The organism is Anaeromyxobacter oryzae, from assembly GCF_023169945.1.
Lineage (GTDB): Bacteria > Myxococcota > Myxococcia > Myxococcales > Anaeromyxobacteraceae > Anaeromyxobacter > Anaeromyxobacter oryzae.
Map to the genome: position 1 here is coordinate 1,438,158 of NZ_AP025591.1, position 15,101 is coordinate 1,453,258.

Annotated in this window: 16 protein-coding genes; 2 read left to right on the plus strand and 14 right to left on the minus strand. The window is 75.9% G+C overall.

Annotation, left to right across the window (positions count from 1 at the left end):
* Window positions 1–2 precede the first annotated feature (2 nt).
* The 7 genes from fbp to AMOR_RS06315 are packed head-to-tail and all read right to left on the minus strand — an operon-like array spanning window position 3 to window position 7,086.
* Window positions 3–1,145 (minus strand): fructose-1,6-bisphosphate aldolase/phosphatase, encoded by a 1,143-nt coding sequence (gene fbp, locus AMOR_RS06285; RefSeq protein ID WP_248359733.1) that lies wholly within the window; start codon window positions 1,143–1,145, stop codon window positions 3–5.
* A gap of 52 nt (window positions 1,146–1,197) precedes the next feature.
* On the minus strand, window positions 1,198–1,449 hold the full coding sequence (locus tag AMOR_RS06290) for an acyl carrier protein (RefSeq protein WP_248359735.1): 252 nt from the start codon (window positions 1,447–1,449) through the stop codon (window positions 1,198–1,200).
* Window positions 1,446–2,651, minus strand: coding sequence for a dihydrolipoamide acetyltransferase family protein (locus AMOR_RS06295; RefSeq protein ID WP_248359737.1), 1,206 nt, complete (start codon window positions 2,649–2,651; stop codon window positions 1,446–1,448). The genes AMOR_RS06290 and AMOR_RS06295 overlap by 4 nt, the downstream gene beginning before the upstream one ends.
* Complete coding sequence (locus AMOR_RS06300; RefSeq protein WP_248359739.1) at window positions 2,644–3,624, minus strand: alpha-ketoacid dehydrogenase subunit beta; 981 nt, start codon at window positions 3,622–3,624, stop codon at window positions 2,644–2,646. The genes AMOR_RS06295 and AMOR_RS06300 overlap by 8 nt, the downstream gene beginning before the upstream one ends.
* 4 nt (window positions 3,625–3,628) lie before the next feature.
* On the minus strand, window positions 3,629–4,630 hold the full coding sequence (gene pdhA / locus AMOR_RS06305) for a pyruvate dehydrogenase (acetyl-transferring) E1 component subunit alpha (protein ID WP_248359741.1): 1,002 nt from the start codon (window positions 4,628–4,630) through the stop codon (window positions 3,629–3,631).
* A complete protein-coding gene (acsA, locus tag AMOR_RS06310) occupies window positions 4,627–6,387 on the minus strand; it encodes an acetate--CoA ligase (RefSeq protein WP_248359743.1) in 1,761 nt (586 codons plus the stop codon). Before acsA ends, pdhA begins: the two co-directional genes overlap by 4 nt.
* 39 nt (window positions 6,388–6,426) lie before the next feature.
* Window positions 6,427–7,086 (minus strand): phosphoribosyltransferase, encoded by a 660-nt coding sequence (locus tag AMOR_RS06315; RefSeq protein WP_248359746.1) that lies wholly within the window; start codon window positions 7,084–7,086, stop codon window positions 6,427–6,429.
* Window positions 7,087–7,363: 277 nt separating this feature from the next.
* Between AMOR_RS06315 and AMOR_RS06320 the strand changes: the two genes are divergently transcribed.
* The gene (locus AMOR_RS06320; protein ID WP_248359749.1) at window positions 7,364–7,588 is read left to right on the plus strand and encodes a ChaB family protein; all 225 of its coding nucleotides are present in this window, start codon (window positions 7,364–7,366) and stop codon (window positions 7,586–7,588) included.
* Window positions 7,589–7,615: 27 nt separating this feature from the next.
* On the opposite strand, the gene AMOR_RS06325 is transcribed toward AMOR_RS06320, so the two are convergent.
* From AMOR_RS06325 to AMOR_RS06335, 3 genes are read right to left on the minus strand one after another with little or no spacing between them, the layout of a single operon-like run.
* The gene (locus AMOR_RS06325; RefSeq protein ID WP_248359751.1) at window positions 7,616–9,037 is read right to left on the minus strand and encodes a sensor histidine kinase; all 1,422 of its coding nucleotides are present in this window, start codon (window positions 9,035–9,037) and stop codon (window positions 7,616–7,618) included.
* Window positions 9,034–9,750 carry a response regulator transcription factor gene (locus tag AMOR_RS06330; RefSeq protein ID WP_248359753.1) on the minus strand — a complete coding sequence of 239 codons (717 nt, stop codon included), beginning with the start codon at window positions 9,748–9,750 and terminating at the stop codon, window positions 9,034–9,036. The genes AMOR_RS06325 and AMOR_RS06330 overlap by 4 nt, the downstream gene beginning before the upstream one ends.
* Before the next feature lie 38 nt (window positions 9,751–9,788).
* Window positions 9,789–10,370 (minus strand): hypothetical protein, encoded by a 582-nt coding sequence (locus AMOR_RS06335; protein ID WP_248359755.1) that lies wholly within the window; start codon window positions 10,368–10,370, stop codon window positions 9,789–9,791.
* Between the two features lie 214 nt (window positions 10,371–10,584).
* Here AMOR_RS06335 and AMOR_RS06340 point away from each other — a divergent pair, with 214 nt between their 5' ends.
* Window positions 10,585–11,700: a helix-turn-helix transcriptional regulator gene (locus AMOR_RS06340; protein WP_248359757.1), complete on the plus strand. Its 1,116-nt coding sequence runs from the start codon at window positions 10,585–10,587 to the stop codon at window positions 11,698–11,700.
* A gap of 30 nt (window positions 11,701–11,730) precedes the next feature.
* Here AMOR_RS06340 and AMOR_RS06345 read toward each other — a convergent pair whose 3' ends face one another.
* The 4 genes from AMOR_RS06345 to AMOR_RS06360 are packed head-to-tail and all read right to left on the minus strand — an operon-like array spanning window position 11,731 to window position 15,051.
* Window positions 11,731–13,380: a hypothetical protein gene (locus AMOR_RS06345; RefSeq protein WP_248359759.1), complete on the minus strand. Its 1,650-nt coding sequence runs from the start codon at window positions 13,378–13,380 to the stop codon at window positions 11,731–11,733.
* On the minus strand, window positions 13,377–13,835 hold the full coding sequence (locus tag AMOR_RS06350; RefSeq protein WP_248359761.1) for a hypothetical protein: 459 nt from the start codon (window positions 13,833–13,835) through the stop codon (window positions 13,377–13,379). The genes AMOR_RS06345 and AMOR_RS06350 overlap by 4 nt, the downstream gene beginning before the upstream one ends.
* Before the next feature lie 2 nt (window positions 13,836–13,837).
* Window positions 13,838–14,404 (minus strand): hypothetical protein, encoded by a 567-nt coding sequence (locus AMOR_RS06355; RefSeq protein WP_248359763.1) that lies wholly within the window; start codon window positions 14,402–14,404, stop codon window positions 13,838–13,840.
* Window positions 14,405–14,412: 8 nt separating this feature from the next.
* On the minus strand, window positions 14,413–15,051 hold the full coding sequence (locus AMOR_RS06360) for an RNA polymerase sigma factor (protein WP_248359766.1): 639 nt from the start codon (window positions 15,049–15,051) through the stop codon (window positions 14,413–14,415).
* Between the last annotated feature and the right edge of the window lie 50 nt (window positions 15,052–15,101).

Sequence of the window (15,101 nt, forward strand, 5' to 3'; positions counted from 1 at the left end):
CGTCAGTGCGCCGTCACGACGGACGCCTGCTCCTGGTGCCGCTCCTCCGGGCGGAGCCGGAAGCGGCGGTCGAGCTCGGCGAGCTTCTCCATGATCCCCGTGTACTCGAGCTCGGACATCGGGAGCATCGCGGCCCCGAAGAAGCCCTGGCGCCGCATCTCCACGGCCTTCTCCGCGACCCGCGTGCGCACCGCGTCCCAGAACGGATGCGCGAACGGATCGACCGGGCCGGTGAGGACGCCGTTCCTCACCGAGTACGCGCCGCAGGTGACGATCGGCGGCCCGTCGAAGTAGCTCACCGGCGAGCCCAGCGTGACCGGCATGAGCGGCATGTTGTGCGAGCCCCGCATCCCGCCGGCGACGAAGTGCCCGATCTGGAACGGCGCGAGCACCTCTCCGGTCGCAGGGAACTGCATCTGGCAGCGCACCAGCATCACCGGGTCGTCCTTCCCGGTGTACTTGCCGGCGATGTTGTGGAGCCGCGAGGTCGCGACGACCGCGGCCTGGTCGCCCGTGGCGCGGGACCACACCGACTCGACCACGTAGCGCTCCGGATCGCGCAGGAGCGCGGCGAGGTCGTACAGATCCTCGGGGGTCTGGAGCTCGATGATCCGGTCCCCCTCGACGTGCGCGACGTCCATCACGACGAACCGGAAGCCCTTGGCCATCTTCGGCGCGAGGAGGAGGCCGGGCGTGTTCATCGGGTCCGCGAACGCGAGGTAGAGCGGCAGGTTGAAGGCCCCGGGATCCGTCTTGTCCGCCGCGAACAGCAGGAACGGCTCGGCCGCGCGCTCCGCGACGGTCATCTCGGCGACCGCCGGCCCCATGCCGCGGACGTTCCCCGAGAACGACTCCTTCAGGAGATCCTGCCCCGCCCCGTACAGCCCCTCCCCTTTCGCGACCGCCGTGCCCGCGAGGAACGCGTCCCAGGCGACCCGGTGCACGTAGGGATCCCCGGTGCCGCGCGTGTGCGTCATCAGGATCGCGACGTCGTCCCCGGTGTGGCCGACGTGAAAATCGAGCAGGAGCCCGGCGGCCGCGCCGCGCACGTGCTCCTCGACCGCCGTGACGAGCGGGGTCGACGGCACGAGGTGCCCGCCGATCGAGCCGATGTCCGCCTTGATGACCGTGATCGTGAGGTTCATGTTCCGCCTCCTTCACCCTGAGTACTGCCGTTTCCCCTGCCGTCCCGCCGCCTCACGCCGCGCGCGCACGCTCGACGAGGTAGGCGGTGCACCCGTCGAGCGTCCGGATCCGCGGATAGTCCGCCTCGGGGACGTCGACGCCGAGCCGCTCGTGCAGCCCGACCACGAACCGCAGGAAGTCCATCGAGTCGATGTCCAGCTCGTCGCGCAGGTCCGCGTCCGGCCGGACGTGCGCGAGATCCACCTCCGGCGCGATGCCGCCCAGGATGCCGCGGACCACCGCTCCGATCTCGTCGCGCGTCATGGCTCCTCCGGGACCTGCAGCAGCCGCTCGAGCGCGGCGAGGAACTGGGCGCCGCGGATCCCGTCGCTCACCCGGTGGTCCCCGGACAGCGTCGCGACCATGACCGGTCGCGGCTCGACGCGGCCGTCGACGACCCAGGGGCGCTGCTGGACGCGGCCGAGCCCGACCAGCGCCACCTGCGGCGGGTAGATGACGCCGTAGACCGTTCCGACCCCCAGATCGCCGAGGCTCGTGACGGTGAGTGTCGCGTCCGCCAGCTCCGAGCTGCGCAGGCCGCCGCGGCGCGTGCGGGCGACGAGATCGTTCAGCTCGCGCATGAGGTCGCCGAGCGGCTTCTGGTCCACGTCGTGGAGGGCGGGCGCGATGAGGCCGCCCTGCCGGAGGGAGATCGCGACGCCGAGGTGCACGGCGGTCGCAGGCCGGAACGCCCCGTCGACGTAGAACCCGTTCACCTCCGGGACCTCGCGGACGGCGCGCGCGATGGCCTTGAGGAGCAGCACCACCGGGAGGAGCCGCTCCGTCACCGGCCTCCGCGCGTTCTCCGCCGCGAGCCAGCCGAGGGCGCGGGACAGATCGATCTCGGTGCCGAGGTAGTAGTGCGGGATCTCGCGCTTCGACCGTGCCATCGCGGCGGCGATGGCCTGGCGGATCGGAGGTGGACCGGGCGCGGGCGCGGCGGGTGCGGGCACGACCGGCGGCGCCGGCGGGGCCGGTGCCGCTCCCCGGGCGGCGGCCTCGACGTCGGCGACCGTCACCGCCCCGTCCGGCCCGGTGCCTCGGACGAGCGCCGGGTCGACGCCCAGCTCCCGCGCCCGCGCGCGGGCCGCGGGAGAGGCGCGCACGCGCCCGTGCGGCGCGGGGGCGACGGCGACGGCCGGCGCTGGCGGCGGCTGCGGCGCCCTGGCGAGCTCGGGCGCGGCAGGAGGCGCGGGCGCAGCGGCGGTCACCGGAGGCGCGGCGGCGGCGCCCGTCCCGCGCACCACGGCGAGGACGGTGCCCACCGGCACCTTCGTCCCGGGCTCGACCCGAAGCGCGTCGACGATCCCGTCCTCCCAGATCTCGACGTCGATCGCCCCCTTGTCGGTCTCCACGACCGCGACGACGTTGCCGCGTCTCACCGCGTCGCCCGGCTTCACCTTCCACTCAACGAGCGTCCCGGCCTCCATGTCGGCGCCCAGCGACGGCATCCGGAAGTCACCCATGGCTCGTCACCAGCTTTCGCGCGGCCTCGGCGATCGCCGCGGGCTGGGGGAGCGCCGCCTCCTCCAGGTGTCGCGGATACGGGATGGGGACCTCGGCAGTGCACACCCGGGCGACCGGCGCATCGAGGTCGTAGAACGCGCCCTCCATGATGCGGGCGGAGACCTCGGCGGCGAGGCTCCCGGTCCTCCAGCCCTCGTCGGCGATCACCGCGCGGCGCGTCCGCCGGACCGACTCGAGGATCGTCTCCTCGTCGAGCGGACGAAGCACGCGGAGGTCGACCACCTCGGCGAGGATCCCCACCCGCTCGAGCGCGTCGGCCGCCGCGAGGGCCTTCGCGAGCGTCCCGCCGTACGCCAGGAGGGACACGTCCCGGCCCCTCCGCCGGATCGCGGCGCGGGCGAGATCCACCGGCCCCGCGTCGTCGGCGAGGTCGCCCTCCAGGCCGTAGAGCATGGCGTGCTCGAAGATCACCACCGGGTCGGGATCCTCGAGCGCGGTCCAGAGCATGCCGCGCGCGTCCTCGAGGGTCGCCGGCGCGACCACCTTCAGGCCCGGCACGTGGGCGTACCAGCCCTCCAGGCTGTGCGAGTGCTGCGCCGCGACCTGCCGGCCGGCGCCGGTCGCCATCCGGATCACGAGCGGGACCGAGACCTGGCCGCCGGACATGTGACGGAGCGTGGCGGCGTTGTTCACGATCTGGTCGAGGCAGAGCATGCTGAAGTTGACCGTCATGACCTCGACGATGGGGCGCATCCCCGCCATCGCCGCGCCGATGCCGGCGCCGACGAAGGTGGACTCCGAGAGCGGGGTGTCGCGGATGCGCTCCGGGCCGAACTCTTCCAGGAGCCCCTTGCTCACCGCGTACGTCCCGCCGTAGCGCCCGACGTCCTCTCCCATGAGGAAGACGCGGGGGTCCTTCCGGAGCGCCTCCCGGAGGGCGGCGCGGAGCGCCTCGCGGTAGGTGGTCTTCATCGCGTCACCCCCTCGTCGCCCCCGGCGCCGCGGACACGTCGCGCAGCAGGTCCTCGACCGGCTCCCACGGTGACGCCTCCGCGAACGCCACCGCCTCCTCGACCTCCCGGGCCGCGTCGGCCTCGACCCGCGCGACGTCCTCGGGAGCGAGCAGGCCGGCGTCGCGGAGGAGCGCCGTGAACGCCGGGATCGGGTCGCGCTGCTTCCAGCGCTCCACCTCCTCCTTCGACCGGTACAGCTCGGGGTCGTAGGCGGAGTGGGCGCGGAAGCGGTACGTCCTCGCCTCGAGCAGGAACGGGCCCTCGCCGGAGCGCACGTACTCCGCCGCCCGGCGCGCCGCCGCCTCCACCGCGAGCACGTCCATCCCGTCCACGCTCTCGGCCGCGACGGCGTAGCCGCGGGCCTTGAGCCCGAGGTCGAGCTGGGCCTGGTGCCGCTCGATGGCGGTGCCCATCGCGTACAGGTTGTTCTCGCAGAGGAACAGCACCGGGAGCCGCCAGAGCGCGGCGAGGTTCAGCGACTCGTGGAACTCGCCCTCGGCGAGGGCGCCGTCGCCGAAGAAGCAGGCGGTCACGCGGCGCTCTCCCCGGAGCCGGTCCGCGAGCGCGAGCCCGACGGCGATCGGCAGGCCACCGGCGACGATGGCGTTCCCGCCGTAGAAGCGGGTCCTCGCGTCGAACAGGTGCATCGAGCCGCCGCGGCCGCGGCTGCAGCCGGTCGCCTTCCCGAACATCTCGGCCATCACCGCGGTGGCGGGGACGCCGCGCACGAGCGCGTGCCCGTGCTCGCGGTAGGTCGCGACGATGGCGTCCTCCGGCCGGAGCGCCTGCAGCGCGCCGGCCGCCACCGCCTCCTCGCCGATGTAGAGGTGGAGGAACCCGCGGATCTTCCCCTGACCGTACAGCTCGGCGCACCGCTCCTCGAAGCGGCGGATGCGGATCATGTCGCGCAGGAGCGCGAGCCCGTGCTCGCGCGACGGCGCCGGCTCGCCCGGGATCGCGGTCATGAGCTGCCCTCCAGCGTCGACACGTCGCCCTCGGGGAGGCCCATCTCGCGCGCCTTCAGCAGCCGCCGCATGATCTTGCCGCTCCTCGTGCGGGGCAGGGCCGGGAGGAAGTCGATCTCCTTGGGCGCGACCGCCTTCCCGAGGCGCGTCCGGGCGAAGCCGAGCAGCTCCCGCCGCAGCTCCTCGGAGGCGGCGTACCGCGGCTTGAGCGCGACGAAGGCCTTCACGTACTCGAGCGCCACCGGATCGGGCTTGCCGATGGCGGCCGCCTCCGCGACCGCCGGGTGCTCGAGGAGCGCGCTCTCCACCTCGAACGGGCCGATGAGGTGGCCGGCCGACTTGATGACGTCGTCCTTTCGGCCGACGAACCAGAAGTACCCGTCGGCGTCGCGGCGGGCGAGGTCGCCCGTGAGATACCAGCCGTCCGCGAAGCACGCCGCGTAGCGGGCCTCGTCGCCGAGGTAGCCGCGGAACATGGAGGGCCAGCCGGGTCGCAGCGCGAGCTCCCCCTCGACGCCCGGCTCGCGGATCTCGCTCACCGCCCCGTCGGCGCCGCGGCCGACGATCGCCGCGGTGACGCCCGGGAGCGGGCGTCCCATCGAGCCGGGCCGGACGGGCAGCGCGGCGAAGTTGGCGATCATGATCCCGCCCGTCTCGGTCTGCCACCAGTTGTCGTGGATGGGCCGGCCGAGCGCCTCGACGCCCCACACGACGCCCTCGGGGTTGAGCGGCTCGCCGACGCTCGCCACGAAGCGGACGCGGGACAGATCGTACGGGCGCGCCAGCTCGACGCCCGCCTTCATCAGCATCCGGATGGCGGTCGGGGCCGTGTACCAGACCGTCACGCGCTCGTCCTGCAGGATCCGGTACCAGCGCTCCGCGTCGAACTCGGCCTCGTCGACGATGCTCGTGACGCCGCAGGTGAGCGGCGAGACGATCCCGTAGGAGGTCCCCGTCACCCAGCCCGGATCCGCGGTGCACCAGAACACGTCGCCGTCGTGGAGATCGAGCGCGAGGCGGCCCGTCACGTGGTGGGCGACGACCGCCTCGTGGACGTGCTTCGCGCCCTTCGGTCTCCCGGTCGTGCCGCTCGTGAAGTGGAGGAGCGCGAGGTCCTCCGGGGCGGTCGCCGGGATCTCGAACCGCGGGTCGGACCTCGCGAGCAGCGGCGCGAGCGCGTGGGCGCCGGGGATGTCGGACGGCGCGGCGTCGCCCGCGAGCACGACGTGCTCGAGGGAGGGCAGCGCGGCGCGGACGGACGCCACCTTCTTCCGGTAGAGCCCCTCGGTCGTGACGAGGACCTTCCCCGCCCCCATCTCGAGGCGCGCCCGGATCGGCTCGGGCCCGAACGCGGAGAACAGCGGGCAGAAGACGCTCCCGTTCTTGAGGGTCCCGAGCGCCGCCACGTAGAGCTCCGGGACGCGCCCGAGGAGCGCGAAGACCCGGTCGCCCTTCCCGACGCCGAGCGACCGCAGGACGTTCGCGAACCGGCTCGTCGCCTCGGCGAGCTCGCCGTACGTGAAGTCCCGCCTGCCGCCGTCCTTCGAGAGGAACCGCAGCGCGAGCTGGTCGCGGCGCGGCCCGCGCGCGTGCCGGTCCACCGCCTCGTGCGCGAGATTCAGCCCGCGCCCGCCGGGGAGCCCGTCGAGCAGCGCCCGGGCCCGCTCCCACGAGAACTCCGCGCAGGCGCGGCCGTAGTCGAGCAGGTTGGGCGACACCGCCCAGGGTCCGACCTTCTCGATCGTGTCCCGGCGCATGATCCCCTCCCGCCGCGGGACGACGGCGCGGCTCGCCGTTCACCCGACGGGTGCGGGCGCCTCCGCCCGCCACTCGAGGCGCGCCCGCCGCAGCAGCTCCATCGCGACGTCGTCCGACGCCGGCTCGAGCCGCTCGTACCACGCGCTCGTCGCCTCTCCGGGCGGCGGGAGCGCGAGCGCGATCACCTCGTCGAAGTCCTCCCGGAGCTCCTGCTCGACGCCGGCCGCGAGGACCGGGACGGCGAGCACGACCCGGGCGGCGCCCCGCCGCCGCGCCGCCCGCGCCGCGGCCCGGGCCGTGGTGCCGGTGGCCACGAAGTCGTCCACCACGATCGCCGTGCGCCCGCCGAGGCGGCTCGCCGGGAACTCGGCGCGGTAGAGCCGCACGCGCTTCGCGAGCTCGATGACGTCCGCGTCCGCGAGCGACGCCGCGTCGTCCGGGTCGAGCCGCGCGTCGCGCAGGTAGGTCGGGTTCAGGTACAGGACCCCGCCCTCCGCGATCGCGCCGGCGGACGGCGCCAGTGCACCGAGCTTCCGGACGACGATGAGATCGAGCGGCGCCTCGAGCACGCGCGCAACCTCGAACGCGACCGGGATGCCACCGCGCGTCAACCCGAGCACGACCGGGTGCGCCGCGGCCAGGTGTTCGAGCCTCTCCGCGAGCAACCGCCCCGCATGGCCTCTGTCGTGGAACCGCATCGGATCCCCTCCGTGCAGCCAGCCGCGGCCCGGCACGCTGAGGGCGCTGCGGACCGCGGGGGGAGCGCACCTCGGAAGGCGCCAGCGGACGCGGCGCCTGGCGATCGAGAGCGTCCCACCGACGGGCGCGCGCCACAACCTCCCGGGCGAGGGGACTCGTTCCGCGTATGCACCACCCGCCACGCGCCGCGGCATGAGGCCGAGCGCGGGAGCGCCGCCTCGACCGGGCGCGCCCTCGTGCACGCCGGGGTCGTACACTGCGGCTCGGGGGTGACCGATGCCGTACGCCGCCAACGACGACCTTCCGCGCTCCGTGCGCGATCACCTGCCGGAGCACGCGCAGGACATCTACCGCGAGGCGTTCAACCACGCGTGGGACCGCTACGGGGGCGACGAGGTCATCGCCCACCGGGTCGCGTGGGCGGCCGTGAAGCGGTCGTACGTGAAGGTCGACGGGGGCTGGGCGCCGCGGGGCGGCGGTCGCGCGGCTCCAGCGCGCTGACGCTCCGCGCCGGCGCGGCGCCGGGGGTCACCCGGACGAGTGCAAGGCGGAGGGAGCGGCCGGCAGCGTGACCGTCATCGTCGTCCCTGCGCCTGGCGCGCTGCGCGCGACGAGGGTTCCCCCGTGCGCCTCGGCGATGCGCCGCGCGAGGGGGAGGCCCAGGCCCACGCCCCCGGTCGCCCGCGCACGGCTGCGATCCGCACGGAAGAAGGGGGTGAAGATCCGGTCGAGGTCCTCGGCCGCGATGCCCTCGCCGCGATCGACGACCTCGATCGCGACCTCCTCGCCCCGGCGCAGCGCCCGGACCCGGAGCTCCGAGCCGGGCGGCGAGTACTTCCGCGCGTTGTCGAGCAGGTTGTCGATCGCGCGCCGGAGGAGCACCGCGTCGCCGTCGATCGCCGGCAGCCCGGGCTCGAGCTCCACCTCGACCCGCCGGTCCGGGTACCGGTGCCGGAGCCGCTCGGTCGCGGCGCCGACCACCTCCGCGACGTCCAGGGCGGCCCGACGCATGGGCGGCGTGCCGCCGGTCGCGGTGTTCGCGGCGAGATCCATCCGCGCGGTGGCGAGCACGTCGTTCACGAGCCCCTCGAGCTCGGCGAGGTCCTCGCCGATCTCGGCGAGCGACTCGCGGGCCACCGCGGCGTCGCCGTCGGCCGCGAGGTCGAGCGCGACACGGATCCGCGCGAGCGGGGTGCGCAGCTCGTGGGCGACGTTCGCGATGAGCTCGGTCTGCGACCGGATGAGCCCGACCATGCCGTCGGCCATCTCGTCGAACGCCCGCGCCACGTCGCCCAGCTCGTCCCGGCGCCGGAGCCCGGTGCGCGCGCCCAGATCGCCCGAGCCCAGCGCGTGCGCCGTGCGCGCGAGCCGGTCGAGCGGCGCCGCGATCGAGCTCCCGAGCAGCGCCGCCGCGATCCCGAGGGCGACGAGGAGGACGGCGAGCCCGAGCAGCTCCGGAGGCGGGCGAACGCCGCCCGGCGGCCGCCGCGGATCGACCTCGAGGACGAGGTAGCCCACCGGCGCGCCGCCGGAGACGACCGGCAGCGCCACCGGGCAGGGCCGGCGGTGCGAGCAGCCCTCGCCGCGCTGGAGCAGGCCGTCCCGGGCGAGCGCGTCGCGCTCGGCGGGCGAGAGCGGCTCGGCCGGCCTCGCGCCGGTGGCCGCGACGAGCGCGCCGTCCCAGCGGTCGACGGTCGCGTCGAACGGGAGGTCCGCCGCGAGGGCCGCGAGCTGCGCCCGGATCGCCGGCTCCGACGGCCAGGCGGCGGCGACGCGCCCGGCGGCGTAGCGCGCGACGTCCCGGAACAGCGGGTTCGCCGGCGGCTCGCGGCGCTCGCGGGCGAGGCTCAGCGCGAGGAAGAGCGCGGCACCGGTCCCGAGCACGGCCGCGGCGGTCACCACGTAGATCCGCAGCGTGATGCGGTAGGGGCCGAGCCGGGAACGCGTCACTCGTCCTCCGGGCCGATCGCGAGCATGTACCCCGCGCCGCGGATCGTCTTGAGCAGCCGCGGCTGGCGCGGATCGTCCCCGAGCTTGTGCCGGAGCCGCGACACGTGGGCGTCGATGGACCGATCGAACGCCTCGTCCGCGCTGCCCTTCGTGAGGTCGAGGAGCTGCTCGCGGCTGAGGACGCGTCCGGCGCGCTCCGCGAGGACGCGGAGCAGCAGGAACTCGGACGTGGTGAGGTTCAGGGGCACCCCCGCGAGCGTGGCGCCGTAGTCGCGCGGGGAGAGCTCGAGCGCGCCGACCTGGATGCGATCGCGGGGCGGACCGAGCGCGCCGCGACCGCGCCGGACCAGCGCCCGGAGGCGCGCGAGGAGCTCCCGCGACGAGAAGGGCTTCGTGAGGTAGTCGTCCGCCCCCATCTCGAGCCCGAGCACCCGGTCGGCCTCCTCGCCGAGCGCGGTCAGCATGATGATCGGGACCGCGAGGCGCGCGCGGAGCTCGCGGCAGACCTCGAGCCCGCTCTTCCGCGGGAGCAAGAGGTCCAGGATCACGACGTCGTGCTGCCCCTTCAGCCCCTCGGCGAGCCCCTGCTGGCCGTCGCCGAGCCAGGTCACGGTGTGCCCGTGGCCCTCGAGGTAGCGGGTCGTGAGCGCGGCGAGGCGCTCGTCGTCCTCGACGAACAGGATCCGGAAGCGGTCGGCCTGCGTGCCCGGCACCAGCGGATCCTGGCACGGTTCGCGGTCGAGCGCCCGGGTCACCGCGCCGCCCCGCGCTTCTGGCCGTCGCGCGCGTCGTAGAGCGCCGCGCGGTACTCCGACGCGATCTCCCGCGCGCGGTCCCGCTGGCCCGGCGCGAGCACCTCCTCGGCGCGGAGATAGGCGCGCGTGTCCGCGTCGTCGAGGCGCGACCTCAGCGCGTCCTCCGAGGCGCCTCGCTCCGCCGCACGGTGCCCGCCGCCCGGCGCCGCGCCGCGCCCGCCCATCCCGCCGCCCGGCCGCCCCCCCATGCCGGGCCCGCCGCGCCCGCCCATCCGCGGCTCGGAGCCGGCGCCGCCGCCGTCCTCCGCCTGCTTGCCGTCGCGTGCCTCCCGCGCAGGAGCCGCTTCGCCGCCCCGGCCCGCCGGGCCCGCCGCCTTCCGGAGCTCGATCCGCTCGTTCGCGAGCGCGTCGTCGAGCGCCTCCAGGCGAGCGACCTCCGCCTCGGTGAGGCCGAGCTCCCCCCGGTGTCCCAGGACGGCGGCGATCGAGGATCGGGGGAGGAGCTCTGGCGGGGGCAGGGCGGCGAGCGCGCTCGTCGCCCAGGCGACGGCGGCGAGCACCGCGGCGCGACGGGTCATGGTGGAACCCTGGAGCCCGACCGCGACGCGCGTGTCACCGCTCCGTGTCGGAATGTTACGGGCGCGCGCGGCCGGGAACGCGCCAGGCGCTCGCGCCGTTCCACCCTTCAGCGGGCCGCGTCGCGGAACGTTCCGTCACGCGGCCGTCACCGGTGAGCCACCGCCTGGCCGTACGGTCGGCCGCGTGGTCCCCCCCGTCCCTCGAGGTGTGTCCATGGCCGTCATCGCACCGCTCCCGCTCCAGCCCTCCCCGTCCCGCGCCGTCCCCTTCGAGGCGCCGGCGGGGCTGCGCGCCGGTTCGGTCCGGCTCGGGACGGACGAGCTCCTCGTCCTCGACCGGCCGGCGCCGCCGGGCGGGGCTCCCGCCGTGACCCGCGCGTGCGGTGACCGCCTCGACGCGCTCCGCGCCATCCACGCGTGCTACGCGCCGGAGCCGACGGACGCGGCGTGGCTCGCGGGGGTCGTCCGCGCGCTCGAGCCGCTCGCGCCGAGCGCGCGGTGGTTCGCGCGGCTCGATCGCCTCGACGGCGGCGACGACGAGGCCGGGTCGCCGGGCGCCGCGGCCGCCCGGGACGACGCCGCCGCGGCCATCCTCGAGGCGGTCGGCCGCGAGTGCTACCGCGATCTCGTCCGGCCGCACCCGCCGGTCCAGCTCCTCTCGCACCGGCTGCGGTCGCTCCCGGCGGCGGTGGAGCGCCGCGTCGCGGGCATCCTGTCGGCGCGCGGCGTGCCCGACGCCCTGCTCCTCTTCGGGGGCGAGCTCGACGGCTGCGCGATCGCGCTCGGGATGGTCGTCGCGCCCGGGATCCGGGCCCCGTCGCGGACCGTGGGCGTGCTCCGGCACGTGGCCGCGCACCTCAACACGGCGCGACGGCTCCGGGAGCGCCTCGGGGCGGCCCGCGGCGGCCCGCCGGAGGACGGCCCGGGCGCGCGGAGCCTCGCGGAGGCCGCGGTCGCGCGGCTCGAGCGCGACGGCGCGCTCGCCTGGTGTGACGCCGCTGCGGCGGCGCGGCGCTGGGCGGCGCTCGGCGACGGCGCTTACGCGCTCCTGGACCACTGGCGCACCGGTGGACGGCTACGCCTCCTCGCGCGCCGGTGCGAGGACGCGGGCGATCCCGCCGCGCTGAGGCGGATGGAGCTGGAGGTCGTCGCGCAGGCGGTGCGCGGCGCGGCGAACGACGCCATCGGCGCCCGGCTCGACATCGCCGAGGCCACGGTCGTGCTCCACCTCGCGAGCGCGCGGGCGCGGCTCCGGTGCGGGTCGCGCCGCGAGCTGGTGGCGCTGCTCGGAGCCGCGGCCGAGCCGGGCGCGCGGGCGACGGCGGCGTGACGGCGGCGTGACGGCGCGGTGGGTGCGGCGTCACCACGCGAGCGAGGTGCCGATGGTGAACACGTTCTTGTCGTAGCTTCGGCCGTCCGGGGCGAACGTGGCCGGATCCGGGACGCCACTGCCGCTTCCCATCATCATCCGCTGCGGTCCCGCGCCGGCGGCGAGCTCCGGCCGGCTCAGGACAACGTCGTCGCGGACGAGCACCGAGAGGCGCGGCGCGAGCCGGATCGTCGCCAGCGCGCCCCCGAGGAACCGGCGCATGGTCCGAGGATCCCCGTAGACCACGGAGCCAATCCCGTCCGCCTGCGTCAGGTCGAGTCGATCCGCCTCGAGGTACCTGCGCCACTCGACGCCTCCCGACAGCTCGAGGGCGAACCACCTCACCGGGACGACGCGGGCCGAGAGCCACGCCGTCGCCGAGTCGTGGCCGAAGGCGACGAGGGGCTCGGCCGTGCAGCCCATCGGGCAGGTCGGGCTCGGCGGGAGCGGCTGCGCGCCGAGCCGGGCGTCGCCGAGCCCGTCGCGGAGCACGCGGACGCCGGCGCCGAGCGCGACGGCGTGCAAGCGAAGCTCCTGCGAGAGCGTCGCCTCGAGCCGCTCGCCGCCGAGGTAGGCGAACTCGCTCGCGAGCCCCGTCTGGTGGGCGAAGCCGAGCTCGAGGCGAGTCGTCGCGGCGTGGCTCTCGGCGAGCGCAGACCAGAACCGCACGCCGACGGCCGACTGCATGCCACGGAACGCCGACAGTCCCGTGAACGCGAGCAGGCCCTCCACGGACGCGCCGAGCCGCCACCGCTCGCCGAGGTCGAGCTCGAGCCGGGCCGCGAGGCCGTGCTGCTGCACGCTCCGATCCGCCGCGAGCGGCGCGGCGTAGGCGAGCTGCAGCAGCCCGTACCCGAGCTCGCCACGGAGATCGTCGCGGAGGCGACGCCGCGCGGACAGCCCGATCTCGCTCGTCGCGAGCGCGCTCCCGGTGGGGCTCGCGGTCGTGCCGGCGCGCTCCCCCATGCCGGAGGCGCCGCTCTGGAGCGCGTTGCTGTCCCAGCCGGTCTCGAGACGCACGTGCCCGCCAAAGGCGTCGTCCGGCGCGCGCGGCGCGGCCGCGATCGCGGCGCCGGGCGCGGGGGTCGCGCCCGCGCCGGAGGGGATCGCGTCCCCGGCGACGGGCGCCGTGCTCGCGCCGCCGGCGGCAGGGAGCTGCCTCTCCAGGTCCGCGACGAGGTCGAGGGCGGCTCCCGTCGCGACCGCGCGCGCCCGGGCCGCGTCGCCGCGCGCGCGGTCGACCGCCCCCGCCTCGAGCGCCGCGAATCCCGCGTTCACGAGCGCGACGGAGGCGAGGGCCGGGTCGAGGTCCGCGGCGCGCAGGTACTCCGACTCGGCCTCCGCGTAGCGCGCGAGCTCGTAGAGGCAGGCCGCGCGGTTGTGGTGGAACGCGGCGGGCGCGTCCGCGCCGCTCCCCGCGCGGTCGATGGCGTCGAGCGCCTCCGCGGGGCGGCCCTCGCGGAAGCGCGCCAGGCCAGCGAGGTAGAGGGCTGCGGTGTCGTCGGGCGGCTCCGCCGCGGCCTCGAGCGCGAGCTGCTCCGCGCGGACGTAGTCCGCCTGCGCGAACGCGGTTCGCGCCTGATCCAGCAGGTCCGGCGGAGCCGCCGCCGCCACCGCCACGAGCACCAGCGCTGCGATCATCGATGCATTCGATCGGGGCCGGGGCCGGGGCCTGGGCCTGGACCGAACCCGCCCGCCGGTGCCATGCCGGGTGGTCCCCGCGCTCCGTCCATCGGCGGTCGCGCGCCGTCCGGCGGCGACCTGGCCTCGACCCCGGCGCCCTTCGCGTCGTCGCGGCGGCCGTCCGGCGCCCGTGCCGGAGGACGCCCGCCGCCGGGCGCCACGCCGGCGGGCGGCGGTCGGGACGCGCGCAGCCGGTCGATCACCGTGTCGATCTTCTCTCCGGGCGCGATCACGTCCACGCGGTGCGTGGCCCGGACGCGGGCGGCCTCGGGCGCCTTCGCCGGCGGGGCGTCGCGAGGGGCGTCGGGCTTCGGCGCCGCCGCGGCGGCGCTCGCACCGGCGGCCTCCTCGTCGGCGCGCGCCGGAGCGGCGAGCGTGAGCGCCAGCACCGCGACCGCGGTCGTTCTACGCAAGATCATCCGTCCACCACCTCGAGGACCACCTCGTCCTCGACTCGCTCGTCGCCGATCCGGGCGCTGACCGCGATGCGGTAGCGGCCCGGGCGCTGACCGCGCACGGCGATCGGGATCTCGTTGTCTCCGGAGCGGAGCGGCTGGGTCCACTCGAAGGTGCGCTCCGGCAGCTCCTCGCCGTCCGCCCAGAACGCGAGCTCCGGCGGGAGCCGCACGCGGATGTGCGCGCTCTCGACTGCGGCCTCGGCGCTGAGGTTCAGGCGGACGACGGCGATCTTCGTGGCCGGCAGCCGCGTCGCGGCGACCGCGCGATCGGGGCCGGGACCGGCGCGGCCTCGCACGAGCGACAGCGCCAGGAAGACCGCGAGACCCGCCGCGACGCCGGCGGCGGGCCAGAGGAGGCGTCCCCGCGGCTCGAGCGCGAGCCTGACGCGGCCCCAGATCGAGGCCGGCGGCGGCGGGCCCTCGACCAGCAGGCGCCGGCGCAGCATCGCGTCGAACCCGCCGTCCGGCGGATCGACGCGGAGCCGGCGCAGCCGCTCACGAAGCTCGCGATCTTCGGTCTCCATCCCGCGGCTCATCTTCCCCTCGCCAGGTGTGACGACGTGGGCTCCTCCGGTGTTCCCGCCGGAGCGTCCGCCCCGCCCGCTGCCCCCGTCGACGCCTCCTGCGCGTCCAGCAGCCGGCGCAGGTGCGTGCGGCCGCGGTGGAGCCTCGACTTCACGGTCCCGACCGCGACGCCCTCGATGACGGCGACCTCGTCGTACGTGTTGCCCTCGATGTCGAACAGCACCAGCGCGGTGCGGAACTCGGCCGGGACCTGCCGCAGCGCCGCCCAGAGCCGCCGCCGCTCCTGCTCGCCCTCCACCGCCTCGTCCGGCCTCGCCCCGCCGTCGCGGTCGAGGTCGTCCGCCCGGAGCGGCTCCTCGAGACGGCGCATCCTGCCGGCACGCCCCTTCGCAGAGTCGAGGAAGACGTTGCGCACCAGGGCGTACAGCCAGGTCGAGAAGGCGGACTGGTACCGGTAGAGCCGGAGGTTCCGGTACACGCGCAGCAGCGCCTCCTGGGCGAGATCGTCCGCGTCGGGCTCCGACGCCGCGAACGCGCGCGCGAACCGTCGCACCTTCGGGAGGTGCTGCGCGAGGAGCGCCTCGAACGCCCGGAGGTCGCCGTCCTGGGCCCTGGCGATCAGGGCATCGAGCTCCTCGCGATCCACGCGCGTGGGAGAATAGCGCATGGAACGGGAACACGAGACGGCCTCCCTTC

Excerpts from the sequence above, each read along its gene's own strand:
- AMOR_RS06290 (WP_248359735.1), bottom strand. The coding sequence starts at position 1,449 with ATGACGCGCGACGAGATCGGAGCGGTGGTCCGCGGCATCCTGGGCGGC.
- AMOR_RS06300 (WP_248359739.1), bottom strand. The coding sequence starts at position 3,624 with ATGAAGACCACCTACCGCGAGGCGCTCCGCGCCGCCCTCCGGGAGGCG.
- AMOR_RS06335 (WP_248359755.1), bottom strand. The coding sequence starts at position 10,370 with ATGACCCGTCGCGCCGCGGTGCTCGCCGCCGTCGCCTGGGCGACGAGC.
- AMOR_RS06355 (WP_248359763.1), bottom strand. The coding sequence starts at position 14,404 with ATGGAGACCGAAGATCGCGAGCTTCGTGAGCGGCTGCGCCGGCTCCGC.
- AMOR_RS06345 (WP_248359759.1), bottom strand. The coding sequence starts at position 13,380 with ATGATCGCAGCGCTGGTGCTCGTGGCGGTGGCGGCGGCGGCTCCGCCG.
- pdhA (WP_248359741.1), bottom strand. The coding sequence starts at position 4,630 with ATGACCGCGATCCCGGGCGAGCCGGCGCCGTCGCGCGAGCACGGGCTC.
- fbp (WP_248359733.1), bottom strand. The coding sequence starts at position 1,145 with ATGAACCTCACGATCACGGTCATCAAGGCGGACATCGGCTCGATCGGC.
- AMOR_RS06320 (WP_248359749.1), top strand. The coding sequence starts at position 7,364 with ATGCCGTACGCCGCCAACGACGACCTTCCGCGCTCCGTGCGCGATCAC.
- AMOR_RS06315 (WP_248359746.1), bottom strand. The coding sequence starts at position 7,086 with ATGCGGTTCCACGACAGAGGCCATGCGGGGCGGTTGCTCGCGGAGAGG.
- AMOR_RS06295 (WP_248359737.1), bottom strand. The coding sequence starts at position 2,651 with ATGGGTGACTTCCGGATGCCGTCGCTGGGCGCCGACATGGAGGCCGGG.
- acsA (WP_248359743.1), bottom strand. The coding sequence starts at position 6,387 with ATGCGCCGGGACACGATCGAGAAGGTCGGACCCTGGGCGGTGTCGCCC.
- AMOR_RS06340 (WP_248359757.1), top strand. The coding sequence starts at position 10,585 with ATGGCCGTCATCGCACCGCTCCCGCTCCAGCCCTCCCCGTCCCGCGCC.